This is a genomic window from Streptomyces acidiscabies (assembly GCF_020010905.1).
GTDB classification, from domain to species: Bacteria; Actinomycetota; Actinomycetes; order Streptomycetales; family Streptomycetaceae; genus Streptomyces; species Streptomyces acidiscabies.
In genome coordinates this window covers 2,851,341-2,863,143 of record NZ_JAGJBY010000001.1, presented here as the reverse complement: position 1 = coordinate 2,863,143, position 11,803 = coordinate 2,851,341, and the positions used below count along the sequence as shown (strand labels likewise).

The following is an 11,803-nucleotide window of genomic DNA, read 5'->3' as shown; positions in this document are numbered from 1 at the left end:
AAATTCACCGCTCTCCGGACGTACGTGCCGGGGCACGCCGTCGCATCGTGTTCCATCTCCGGGGTTCCCGAGGGCCCCCGCCCCGCTTTCTGGCAGAACGGGTCTGCCGCATCGCAAGCGCCGCCCGCGCAGCGGGATCCTCACGCGCGAACGCGATCAGCAGCCCGATGGCGAACATGGTCGGCAGCAGGGCCGACCCCCCGTAGGAGAACAGCGGGAGGGGGACACCGGCGATCGGCAGCAGGCCGAGCACCGCACCGATGTTGATCACGGCCTGGGCCATGATCCAGGTGGTCACGCCTCCCGCGGCATACCTGACGAAGGGGTCCTCCGTGCGTCCGGCCACGCGGATACCCGCATAGCCTAGAGCCGCGAAGAGGGCGAGGACCGACAGCGTCCCCGCGAGGCCCAGTTCCTCACCGGTGACGGCGAAGATGAAGTCGGTGTGCGCTTCGGGGAGTTGGCCCCATTTCTCCACGCTCGCGCCGAGGCCGGAACCGAAGATGCCGCCCGACGCGAGGGCATAGATGCCGTGCACCGCCTGCCAGCAGTCGACCGGTCCCGCCTTGGGGTCCGTCGCGCCGATGCACTGGAGGCGGGCCATGCGGTTGGCGCTCGTCTTGATCAGGATGAACCCGATCAGGCCGGCCACCGACAACACCCCCACGAACATCCGCGTCGGCGCACCCGCGAGCCACAACAGGCCGAACAGCACGGCCGTCAGGATGATCGCCGTGCCCATGTCCCCGCCCAGCATGATGAGTCCGAGCAGCATGAACGCGACCGGGACGAGGGGGACGAGCATGTGCTTCCACTGCGCGAGCAGCTTCTTGTCCTGCTTGCGGGCGAGCAGATCGGCGCCCCACAGCACGAGCGCCAGCTTCCCGAACTCGCTCGGCTGGATCTGGAACGACCCCCCGAGCGAGATCCAGTTCTGGTTCCCGTTGACGGCCATCCCTATCCCCGGCACCTGCACGAGCGCCATCATGAACACGGCGCCGGCGAGGATGGGGTACGCGAGCGCGCGATGCAGCTTGACGGGCATCCGGGACGCCGCGATCAGCAGCAACCCCCCGATGGACGCGGCGAGAAACTGCTTCCGGAAGAAAAAGGTCCCGGGCAGGGACTGCTGCAACGCGGTGATCTGAGACGCGGAGTACACCATCACGAGCCCGAGGACGGTGATGAGCAGACTCCCGCCCAGGATCAGGTAGTAGGCGGTGAGAGGCCGGTCCCAGGCTTTGCGGGCGCGGGTGTGGAGGCGGAGGAGGGGGTTGTCGCGACGCTGGGGACTGCGTTCGACGGGCCGCCGCACGGCCCTCTGCACGGGCGGGCGCCCGGTACGGCTACCGGGCATCACGTACTCCGCTGTCGGTCGACGGTCCCACGCGTCCCTCCCAAGTCGCCCGGCAGGCGGCCGGGTCAGGTGCCGGCGAGTTCGCGAACCGCTTGCGCGAACGCGTCCCCACGCTGGTTGTAGTTGGTGAACATGTCCATCGAGGCGCAAGCCGGGGCGAGAAGAACGGTGTCGCCCTCGGTCGCGAGGCGCTGAGCCTCCCGCACCGCCTGGAGCATCGCCCCAGTGTCGGTCCGGTCGAGGTCCACGACCGGTACCTCCGGGGCGTGTCGCGCGAGGGCCTCCCGGATGAGCGCACGGTCCGCGCCGAACAGGACGACGCCGCGCAGCCGTTCGGCGGAGCCGGCCACCAACTCGTCGAAGGCGGCGCCTTTCGCGAGCCCCCCGGCGATCCACACGATCGACTCGTACGCGGCCAACGACGCCTGCGCGGCATGTGTGTTGGTCGCCTTGGAGTCGTCGACGTAGGAGACACCGTCGACGTCGGCCACGTGGGCGATGCGGTGCGCGTCCGGCGTGAACGCGCGCAGCCCGTCACGGACCGCCTTGGCGGGGACGCCGTACGCGCGCGCAAGGGCGGCTGCGGCAAGGGCGTTGGCGATGTTGTGCGGGGCCGGCGGATTGACGTCCGCGACCTCGGCGAGTTCCTGCGCGTTCTGGTGCCGGTTCTCGACGAACGCCCGGTCGACGAGGATGCCCTCGACGACGCCGAGCTGGGAGGGGCCCGGCGTACCGAGGGTGAAGCCGATCGCGCGGCAGCCCTCCTCGACGTCCGCCTCGCGCACCAGGTCCTCGGTGGCCTTGTCGGCGGCGTTGTAGACGCAGGCGACCTGGTTGCCCTCGTACACGCGGCCCTTGTCGGCGGCGTACGCCTCCATGGAGCCGTGCCAGTCGAGGTGGTCCGGGGCGAGGTTGAGGACGGCGGCGGAGTGGGCGCGCAGGGAGGGCGCCCAGTGGAGCTGGTAGCTGGAGAGTTCGACGGCGAGGACGTCGTAGTCGCCGTTCACCGCGTCCAGCAGGGAGACGCCGATGTTGCCGACGGCGGCCGTACGCAGCCCGGCGGCCGTAAGGATGGACGCCAGCATCTGGGTGGTGGTCGTCTTACCGTTGGTGCCGGTGACGCACAGCCAGGGCGGTGCGCCCTGGCCGCGCAGGCGCCAGGCGAGTTCGACGTCGCCCCAGATCTCGACGCCGGCCGCGCGGGCCGCCGTGAAGAGGGGCTTGTCGGGCTGCCAGCCCGGCGCCGTGACGACGAGGTCGGTGCCGTCGGGCAGGGTGGCGCCGTCGCCGAGGCGGACGGTGACGCCGAGTTCACGGAGTCCGGCCGCCTGCGCGCGGGCGCGGTCGTCGTCGCCGTCGTTGACGACGGTGACCTCCGCGCCGAGTCCGCGCAGCACCGTGGCCGCCGGGACGCCGGAGACGCCGAGTCCGGCGACGGTGACGTGCTTGCCCTGCCAGTCGGTCACTTGTCCGCTGCCCATCCCGCGTAGAAGAGGCCGAGTCCGACGATGACGCAGATGCCCTGGATGATCCAGAAGCGGACCACGATCAGGACCTCGGACCAGCCCTTGAGTTCGAAGTGGTGCTGGAGCGGCGCCATCCTGAAGACGCGTTTGCCGGTGAGGCGGAACGAGCCGACCTGGATGACGACCGACATGGTGATGAGGACGAACAGGCCGCCCATGAGGGCCACGAGCAGCTCCGTGCGGGAGCAGATCGCGAGGCCGGTCAGCACGCCGCCGAGGGCCAGCGAGCCGGTGTCGCCCATGAAGATCTTCGCCGGGGAGGTGTTCCACCACAGGAAGCCGAGGCAGGCCCCCATCAGCGCCGCCGACACCACCGCGAGGTCGAGGGGATCTCGTACCTCGAAGCAGGCGTTGGGGTTGGTGAGCGTCTCGCCGTTGGCGCAGGACTCCTGGTACTGCCAGACGCCGATGAACGTGTACGCGCCGAAGACCAGCACGGACGCGCCGGTGGCGAGGCCGTCCAGACCGTCCGTCAGGTTCACGCCGTTGGACATGGCCAGGATCATGAACAGCGCCCACACCACGAACAGGACGGGTCCGATGGACCAGCCGAAGTCCGTGATGAAGGACAGTTTCGTGGACGCGGGCGTATTGCCCCTGTTGTCCGCGAACTGCAAGGACAGCACCGCGAATCCGATGCCGACGATGAGCTGTCCGGCCATCTTCGCCTTGGCCCGCAGACCGAGCGAACGGCGCTTGACGATCTTGATGTAGTCGTCCAGGAAGCCGACCAGCCCCATGCCGACCATCAGGCCGAGCACCAGCAGACCCGAGTACGTCGGGGGCTTGCCGGCGATGATCTTCGCGCCGAAGTAGGCGGCGACCGTCGCGAGGATGAACGCGATACCGCCCATGGTCGGCGTACCGCGCTTGCTGGCGTGCCCGCGCGGGCCGTCGTCACGGATGTACTGGCCGTACCCCTTGCGCGCCAGCAGCTTGATCAGCAGCGGGGTGCCGACCAGCGACAGGAACAGACCAATGACTCCCGCGAACAGGACCTGTTTCATCATCGGGCGGAAACCTCGCCCTCAGCGGCGAGCAGCGCCTCGGCGACACTCTCCAGACCGACCGATCGGGACGCCTTCACGAGTACGACGTCCCCCGGGCGCAACTCGCTGCGCAACAGGTCGACAGCCGCCTGTGCGTCGGACACGTGCACCGACTCCTCACCCCACGAACCCTCGTTGTATGCGCCCAGTTGCAGCCAGGCGGCCTCCCGGCCGCCGACCGCGACGAGCTTGCCGACATTGAGCCGGACGGCGAGCCGTCCGACCGCGTCGTGCTCGGCGAGCGCCTCGTCCCCGAGCTCGGCCATCTTGCCGAGCACCGCCCAGGTCCGCCGCCCCTTGCCCATGGCCACGAGCGCGCGCAGGGCCGCTCGCATGGACTCGGGGTTCGCGTTGTAGGCGTCGTTGACGATCGTCACGCCGTCCGGGCGCTCGGTGACCTCCATCCGCCAGCGGGAGAGGGTGCCCGCCCCGGAGAGCGCCTCAGCGATCTCCCTTGCGGACATGCCCAGCTCATGGGCGACGGCGGCGGCGGCGAGCGCGTTCGACACGTGGTGCTCACCGTACAGGCGCATGGTCACGTCACTCGCACCGGAGGGTGTGCGAAGCCTGAAGGAGGGCTGTCCGCTGTCCGTGAGTCGCACGTTCTCGGCGCGTACGTCCGCTTCGTCGCTCTCGCCGAAAAGGACCACCTTCGCCGTCGTACGGGAGGCCATGGCCCGGACCAGGGGGTCGTCCGCGTTGAGGATCGCGGCGCCGCCTTCCGCGGCCGGGGGGAGGCTTTCCACGAGTTCGCCCTTGGCCTGCGCGATCTGCTCACGGCCGCCGAACTCGCCGATGTGGGCGGTGCCGACGTTGAGGACGAGGCCGATCTTCGGGGGCGTCAGTTCGGCGAGGTACTTGATGTGACCGATGCCTCGCGCACCCATCTCCAGGACGAGGAACCGGGTGTCCTGGGAGGCGCTCAGCGCGGTCAGCGGCAGCCCGATCTCGTTGTTGAGCGAACCGGGTGTGAAGACGGTCGGGGCGTGGCTGGAGAGCACCTGGGCGATGAGGTCCTTGGTGCTGGTCTTGCCCGCCGAGCCGGTCAGCGCGACGAGGGTCGCGCCCAACTGCCGTACGACGTGCCGGGCGAGGGCGCCGAGAGCCGTCTGGACGTCGTCCACGACAATCGCGGGCGCGTCCACCGGCCGGGACGCCAGGACGGCGACCGCGCCCGCGTCGACGACCTGGCGCGCGTAGTCGTGGCCGTCGACACGTTCGCCGACGAAGGCGACGAAGAGGCTGCCGGGGCCGGCCTCGCGGGAGTCGCGGACGACGGGTCCGGTGACGCGCGCGGACGGATCCGGTATGGCGTGAATCTGCCCGCCGACGACTTCAGCGATCTCGGCGAGGGAGAGGGCGATCACAAGTTCATCCCTGGGTCTTCTGGATAGCTTCGCGAAGCACCTGGCGGTCGTCGAAGGGACGGATCACGCCGGCGATGTCCTGGCCCTGCTCGTGGCCCTTCCCCGCGACCAGCACGGTGTCCCCCGCGTGCGCGCGGCCCACGGCCGCCTCGATCGCGGCGGCCCGGTCCTCGAACAGCAGCACCTCGCCGCGCTCGTGCGCGGGCACGGAGGCCGCGCCGTCGAGCATCGCGGTGAGGATCGCGAGGGGGTCCTCGGAGCGGGGGTTGTCGGAGGTCAGTACAGCCGTGTCGGCGAGCCGGGCCGCCGCGGCGCCCATCGGCGCGCGCTTGGTGACGTCCCGGTCGCCGCCGCAGCCGAGCACGATGTGCAGCCGCCCCTTGGTGACCTTGCGCAGCGCCTTGAGCACCGACTCGACGGCGTCCGTCTTGTGCGCGTAGTCGACGACCGCGAGGTACGGCTGTCCCGCGTCCACCCGCTCCAGGCGCCCCGGCACGCCGGGCACCCCGGCGACGCCTTCGGCGGCGGCGCGCGGGTCGATCCCGGCCTCGGCGAGCGCGACGATCGCGGCGAGGCTGTTGGCCACGTTGAACGGGCCGGCGATCGGGGACCTGGCGGCGAGCCGCGTCCCGTCGGGGGCGACAACCGTGAAGTGCGAGTCCATCGCGCCGATGTGGACGTCCACCGCGCGCCAGTCGGCGTCCGGGTCGCCCTCGGCGGAGAACGTGACGACCGGGATCTCGGCCTCGGCGGCGAGCCTGCGGCCGTACGCGTCGTCGTAGTTGACGACCCCTCGCCTGCTGCGCGCCGCCGTGAACAGGGTGGCCTTGGCCCGGAAGTAGTCCTCCATGTCGGAGTGGAACTCCATGTGTTCCGGGCTGAGGTTGTTGAAGACGGCGACGTCGAAGACCACGCCGTCGACCCTGCCGAGGGACAGGGCGTGGCTGGAGACCTCCATGGCGACCGACTCGACGCCGCGCTCGCGCATGACCGCGAAGAGGGCCTGGAGGTCGGTGGCCTCGGGGGTGGTGCGCTCCGACTTGATCTGCTCGTCGCCGATGCGGGTCTCCACCGTGCCGATGAGGCCGGCGGGGGCCTTCAGGCCGCCCTCGACGAGGTAGGCGGTGGTGGTCTTTCCGGAGGTGCCGGTGATGCCGATCTTCAGCAGGGCCTCGGCCGGCCGGCCGTAGACGTCGGCGGCCAGTTCGCCCATCCGCGCGCGCGGGTCGTCGACGACCAGGACCGGGAGGCCGGTCGCGGCGGCGCGGTCGGCGCCCGCCGGGTCGGTGAGGACGGCCGCGGCGCCCTGGGCGGCGGCCTGGGCGACGAAGTCGGCGCCGTGCGTGCGCTCGCCCGCGCGGGCGACGTACAGGTCGCCGGGGCGGACGGCGCGCGAGTCGTGGGTGATGCCCGTGACCTCGGCAGCGCTCTCGGCTGTTGCGTGTTGCCGTCGCGCGCCCAGCCGGTCGGCGAGGTCCGCGAGGGGTGTCGCGGTGACCTGCTGCGGCCGGGGTGTCTGGTGGTTTCGGGACTGATCAGCGTGTGGCACGGCGGTGAGCGTACCGGGCCGACCCGCTCCGGAGCGAAGCGAGGACGGGGGCGGAGGGTGGTTCCCCGGGTCGGGAGTGATCATGGTCACGGGCTGATTCCTGGCTGTTCGGCGCTGAACGGGAGGGACGGGGTCATGGCGTGAACGTCACCGGCAGGCTGGCGGGCTTCGCCCCCGTCGGCGGGACCTGGAGGGTCTTCAGGGCGAACTCCATGACCTGCTTGAAGATCGGTCCGCAGATCTGGCCGCCGAAGTAGCTGCCTTTCGTCGCGTTCTGGATGGCGCAGTAGACGGTGACGCGTGGGTTGTCGGCGGGCGCGAAGCCCGCGAAGGAGGACGTGTACCCCTTGTACGTGCCGGTGACGGGATCGACTCGGTTGGCGGTGCCGGTCTTCCCGGCGACGCGGTAGCCGGGGATGCGGGCCTTGGCACCGGTGCCCTCCCGGTCGTCGACCACGGACTCCAGCATCTGGCTCAGGGTCTTGGCGGTCTTCTCGCTGACGACCCGTGAGGTCTGGGGCGCGGGCGCGGGGGTGAACCGGCCGTCGGGGCCCTCGGTGCCGCGCACGAGCGTCGGTTCGACGCGTACGCCGCCGTTGGCGATCGTCGAGTACACGGAGGCCGCCTGGAGGGCGCTGACGGACATGCCCTGACCGAAGGGGATCGTGTACTGCTGCGAGGTCGACCAGTCGGCGGCCGGCGCGAGGATGCCGCGCGTCTCGCCGGGGAAGCCGAGCCCGGTGGGCTGTCCCACCCCGAACCTGCGCAGGTAGGAGTAGAGGGCCCGGTTCGCCTCGGGCTGGGTCGTGCCGAGCTGTCCGGTGGCGAGGATGGTGCCGATGTTGGACGACTTGGCGAGGACGCCGTTGAGGGTGAGGTACCAGGTCGGGTGGTCGATGTCGTCCTGGAAGAGCCGGTCACCGCGGTGCAGCCGGTTCGGGACGGTGACCTTGGTCAGCGGCGTCGCCGCGTTCTCCTCCAGGACCGCCGCCATCGAGACGACCTTCGCGGTGGAGCCGGGTTCGTAGGCGTCCTGGACGGCCGCGTTGCCCATGTTCGCCGAGGTCGCCGAGGACAGGTCGTTCGGGTCGAAGCCCGGGGAGTTGGCCATGGCGAGGATCTCGCCGGTGCGCGTGTCCTGGACGATGACGTAGCCCCGGTCCGCCTTCGACTTCTGGACCTGCTCGGTGATCGCGTTCTGCGCGGCCCACTGGATGTCCCGGTCGATGGTCAGCTCGACGTCGGAACCGGGTACGGCGGGCGTCTCCGTCGACCCGGCCGTCGGCACCTGCCGCCCGCCGGACTGGGCGTACCGGATCTTGCCGTCCTTGCCCGCGAGGAGCTTGTTCAGCTGCTGTTCGACGCCGCCCCCGCCGACGCCCTCCGCGTTGACCCAGCCCAGTATCCCGGCGGCGAGGTCGCCGTTGGGGTACACGCGCTTGCTGCTGGGGACCGCGAAGACGCCGCCCAGCACGTTCACGGCCGTCTTGTCGGTGCTGGCCTTGCCCGCGAGGGTCGCCCGCAGGTCGCGGATCTGCTTCCAGACCTGCGGGGTCTGACGGGACGCCAGCTTCGCGTAGCGGGAGGCCGAGTTCTTCGGCCGGAGCTTCTTGACCAGGTCGGCCTGGTCCTGGCCGAGGATCGGCGCGAGGAGCGCTGCGGCCTGCTCGGGGCCGTCGTCGATCTTCAGCTCCTTCGCCGAGAACATCGTCGGGTCGGCGGTGATGTCGTACGCGTCCTCGCTGGTCGCCAGGGCGACGCCGCTGCGGTCGGTGATCTCGCCGCGCTCGGCCGCGAGCACCTGTCCGACGTACCGGTTCTGCTCGGCCTTCGCGGTGTACGTGCTCGCGTCGACCGCCTGCACCTGGAGGAGGCGGACGACGAAGGCGCTCAGGACGAGGCCGAGGGCTAGGCCGACCAGCCGCAGGCGGGGCCTCGGGCTGCCGAGGCGCAGGGTCTTGCCAGCGGTTGGGGGGCGGGGGGGCGCGGGGCGCCGTACGGGCGGGCGGGCGGGGCTCTGTCCCGGCCTGCGTGGGGCGCCCTGTGCGGGGCGGGGGGGCCGGGCGGGGCCGGGGACTCGGCGGGGCGGTTCCCTGTCGGACACTTCCGTCACCTGCCGGGGGTTGTGGGGGCGGGGGGTTGGGCGGCGGGGGCCTGGGCTGTCCGGTCGGGCCGGCTCGTGGTGCCGGTCCGACCGGTCTGTCCGGACTGGGGCGGCTGGCCCGACTGGTTCGGCTCGTTCGCCTGGACGAGTGGCCGGCCGGGCTGGTTCGGCTGAGTCGGCTGGTTCGGCGTCTGCCCCGCGTAGCCCGGCTGATTCGCCTGGGTGCCGGGGGTCTGGCTCTGGCCGGTGGGGAGTTGGCCGGCCGGGAGCCCGCCTGTCGCGTTCGGGTCCGCCGCGTTCTGGTTCGTCTGCGACAGCGTGATCGCCTCGGGGGGCTGTACGGATTCACGCGCGTGTGCCCCGGAGGGCTGCGCGGCGGCCGAGGGGGAGCCCTTGACGGTGCCGTCGGGCTGGAGGAAGGCGGGGTCGCCGCCGGGGACCATGCCGAGTTCGCGGGCGCGCTTCTGGAGGGCGTCGGGCGCCGAGTAGGAGTCGATGTCCCGCTGGAGCGCCTGCTGTTCGTCGGTGAGGCTCTTGGTCTCCTTCTGGAGGTCGTCCATCCGGAACGAGCCCTCGCTGAGCGCGGAGTTGAGCACCAGCAGGCCGATCAGCCCGCCGCCCAGCAGGACGACGACCAGCAGCACGAACGGTGTCCGCCCGGCCTGCGCACCGCCTCCGGCCGGCAGCAGCCCGGCCAGTCGTCCCTTGAGTCCCGTTCTCATAGCGCCTCCACCCAGTAGGACGTCCGAAGCCTCCGCGAAGATGCACGAACCGGCCCGAGTCGCTCAGATGTGTGAATCGGCCTGTCCCGGGAACTCCGCGCGGCCCTCGCGAGTCCCGTCGCGGACCCACCCGACTCCCCGTCAGGACGCGGGACGCCCACGGGCGATCGGCCGACCGCCACGGTCCCTGACCGGCTCACCCCACGTCCTCCCTGATGCGCTCGGCGCCCCGCAGCCGCGCGGGGGCGGCCCGGCGGTTCTCGGCGATCTCTTCCTCGGTGGGAAGTTCGGCACCGCGCGTGAGCAGCTTGAGCCGGGGCTGGTAACGCTCGGGCACGATCGGCAGCCCGGGCGGCGCGGTGTTGGCGGCGCCGGCCACGAACACCTGCTTGACCAGGCGGTCTTCGAGGGAGTGGTACGACAGGACGGCGATCCGCCCGCCCACGGCCAGCGACTTGACGGCCGCCGGGATCGCCCGCTCCAGCACCGACAGCTCGCCGTTGACCTCGATGCGCAGCGCCTGGAAGGTCCGCTTGGCGGGGTTCCCGCCGGTCCGCATCGCGGCCTGCGGCAGCGCGCCCCGGATCACCTCGACGAGCCGCGCGCTGTTGGTGAACGGCTCCTTCTCGCGCTCGCGTACGACGGCCGAGACGATCCGCTTGGCCTGCTTCTCCTCGCCGTACGCGCGCAGGATGCGCACCAGTTCGCCGCCGGGGTACGTGTTGAGGACCTCGGCGGCGCTGATGCCGGTCGTCTGGTCCATGCGCATGTCGAGGGGCGCGTCCTGCGCGTACGCGAAGCCGCGGTCGGCCTCGTCGAGCTGCATGGAGGAGACGCCGAGGTCGAAGAGGACGCCCTGTACACGCGGGCGGCCGAGGCGTTCGAGGACGTCGGGGAGTTCGTCGTACACGGCGTGGACGAGGGTCGCACGCTCGCCGAAGGGCGCGAGACGCTCGCCGGACAGGCGCAGGGCCTCCTTGTCGCGGTCGAGGGCGACGAGGTGGGCCTCGGGGAAGCGCTCCAGCAGGGCCTCGCTGTGTCCGCCGAGTCCGAGCGTGCAGTCGACGACGACCGCTCCCGGCTCCTGAAGCGCTGGTGCCAGCATGTCCAGGCACCGGTGGAGCATCACGGGGACGTGTCGGCTGTTGCTCAAGGGGCCCTCTCAGTTACCGGCGGGGCCCGTACGTACGCGCCGCGCACGCGGGGAGACCACGAGCGGCCGGGCCGGGGTCCCACGGGGAAGTTTCTCGGGTTCGAGTCGGCAGGGAGAGCCTCCGCTGCCGCGCCTCCCGCTTCGCGTCACTTTAGTCCACGCTGTCTCACGGTCAATCAACCGGCCTGCGCGTCGCGGACCCACGCGCGCGTGAAGCCGCGTACCGCGAGAAATCACCCTTTGGGCCCCCACCCGCTCACCCTTGTGGCTTACCTCACACCGAGGGTGCGATGACCCTCATTTTCCCTTCTCACAACGGGACCGGAACGCGGGTGACCAGTACCGTTATAGATATGACGACTTCCGCATCCGTATCGGCAGAATCCGAAGGCGCCATACCTCACGGCGGCACGGTCACCGACCGGCTGGTACAGGCGAACGAGAGCTATGCCTCGGCGTTCACCGACCCGGGCATGGACGCCCGCCCCGTCCTGCGTGTCGCGGTCGTGGCCTGCATGGACGCCCGTCTCGACCTGCACGCCGCGCTCGGCCTCGAACTGGGCGACTGTCACACGATCCGCAACGCGGGCGGTGTGGTCACCGACGACGTGATCCGCTCGCTCACCATCAGCCAGCGCAAGCTGGGCACCAGCTCGATCGTCCTGATCCACCACACCGGCTGCGGCCTGGAGCAGATCACCGAGGAATTCCGCACCGAGCTGGAGGACGAGGTCGGCCAGCGTCCCGCGTGGGCGGTGGAGGCGTTCCGGGACGTCGACCAGGACGTCCGGCAGTCCATGCAGCGGGTGCGCACGTCTCCGTTCCTGTTGCACGCCGACGATGTGCGAGGCTTCGTCTTCGACGTGAAGACGGGTCTGCTGCGCGAGATCGACCCGGCCCGATAGGGCGAGTACGGGGTCCCCGCCCTGTCAACTTCCTGTCACCATTACCGGCAAAAGCCGCAGCCCAGGACATA

9 protein-coding genes are annotated in these 11,803 nt (G+C 70.9%); 1 reads left to right on the top strand and 8 read right to left on the bottom strand.

All coding sequences use genetic code 11. From position 1 onward, the window contains the following. Positions 1-4: 4 nt before the first annotated feature. The 8 genes from ftsW to rsmH form a co-directional block, all read right to left on the bottom strand. Entirely contained in the window at positions 5-1,357 is a 1,353-nt protein-coding gene (ftsW, locus tag J8M50_RS13395) for a putative lipid II flippase FtsW (protein WP_029183365.1), read from the bottom strand. A 65-nt stretch (positions 1,358-1,422) separates the two neighbouring features. Further along, the gene (gene murD, locus J8M50_RS13390; RefSeq protein WP_040835259.1) at positions 1,423-2,838 is read right to left on the bottom strand and encodes a UDP-N-acetylmuramoyl-L-alanine--D-glutamate ligase; all 1,416 of its coding nucleotides are present in this window, start codon (positions 2,836-2,838) and stop codon (positions 1,423-1,425) included. Next, positions 2,820-3,890, bottom strand: a complete 1,071-nt coding sequence (gene mraY, locus J8M50_RS13385) for a phospho-N-acetylmuramoyl-pentapeptide-transferase (RefSeq protein ID WP_010350412.1) — start codon at positions 3,888-3,890, stop codon at positions 2,820-2,822. Before mraY ends, murD begins: the two co-directional genes overlap by 19 nt. Then, the gene (locus tag J8M50_RS13380; RefSeq protein WP_010350413.1) at positions 3,890-5,299 is read right to left on the bottom strand and encodes a UDP-N-acetylmuramoyl-tripeptide--D-alanyl-D-alanine ligase; all 1,410 of its coding nucleotides are present in this window, start codon (positions 5,297-5,299) and stop codon (positions 3,890-3,892) included. The genes mraY and J8M50_RS13380 overlap by 1 nt, the downstream gene beginning before the upstream one ends. 4 nt (positions 5,300-5,303) lie before the next feature. Then, on the bottom strand, positions 5,304-6,938 hold the full coding sequence (locus J8M50_RS13375; RefSeq protein ID WP_010350414.1) for a UDP-N-acetylmuramoyl-L-alanyl-D-glutamate--2,6-diaminopimelate ligase: 1,635 nt from the start codon (positions 6,936-6,938) through the stop codon (positions 5,304-5,306). A gap of 43 nt (positions 6,939-6,981) precedes the next feature. Then, positions 6,982-8,952, bottom strand: a complete 1,971-nt coding sequence (locus J8M50_RS13370) for a peptidoglycan D,D-transpeptidase FtsI family protein (protein ID WP_029183366.1) — start codon at positions 8,950-8,952, stop codon at positions 6,982-6,984. 5 nt (positions 8,953-8,957) lie between these two features. Then, complete coding sequence (gene ftsL, locus J8M50_RS13365; protein WP_010350416.1) at positions 8,958-9,674, bottom strand: cell division protein FtsL; 717 nt, start codon at positions 9,672-9,674, stop codon at positions 8,958-8,960. A gap of 196 nt (positions 9,675-9,870) precedes the next feature. After that, complete coding sequence (rsmH, locus tag J8M50_RS13360; RefSeq protein WP_010350417.1) at positions 9,871-10,827, bottom strand: 16S rRNA (cytosine(1402)-N(4))-methyltransferase RsmH; 957 nt, start codon at positions 10,825-10,827, stop codon at positions 9,871-9,873. A 353-nt stretch (positions 10,828-11,180) separates the two neighbouring features. Here rsmH and J8M50_RS13355 point away from each other — a divergent pair, with 353 nt between their 5' ends. After that, positions 11,181-11,732, top strand: a complete 552-nt coding sequence (locus tag J8M50_RS13355) for a beta-class carbonic anhydrase (RefSeq protein ID WP_010350418.1) — start codon at positions 11,181-11,183, stop codon at positions 11,730-11,732. Positions 11,733-11,803: the final 71 nt, after the last annotated feature.

Excerpts from the sequence above, each read along its gene's own strand:
- ftsW (WP_029183365.1), bottom strand. The coding sequence starts at position 1,357 with ATGCCCGGTAGCCGTACCGGGCGCCCGCCCGTGCAGAGGGCCGTGCGG.
- murD (WP_040835259.1), bottom strand. The coding sequence starts at position 2,838 with ATGGGCAGCGGACAAGTGACCGACTGGCAGGGCAAGCACGTCACCGTC.
- mraY (WP_010350412.1), bottom strand. The coding sequence starts at position 3,890 with ATGAAACAGGTCCTGTTCGCGGGAGTCATTGGTCTGTTCCTGTCGCTG.
- ftsL (WP_010350416.1), bottom strand. The coding sequence starts at position 9,674 with ATGAGAACGGGACTCAAGGGACGACTGGCCGGGCTGCTGCCGGCCGGA.
- J8M50_RS13355 (WP_010350418.1), top strand. The coding sequence starts at position 11,181 with ATGACGACTTCCGCATCCGTATCGGCAGAATCCGAAGGCGCCATACCT.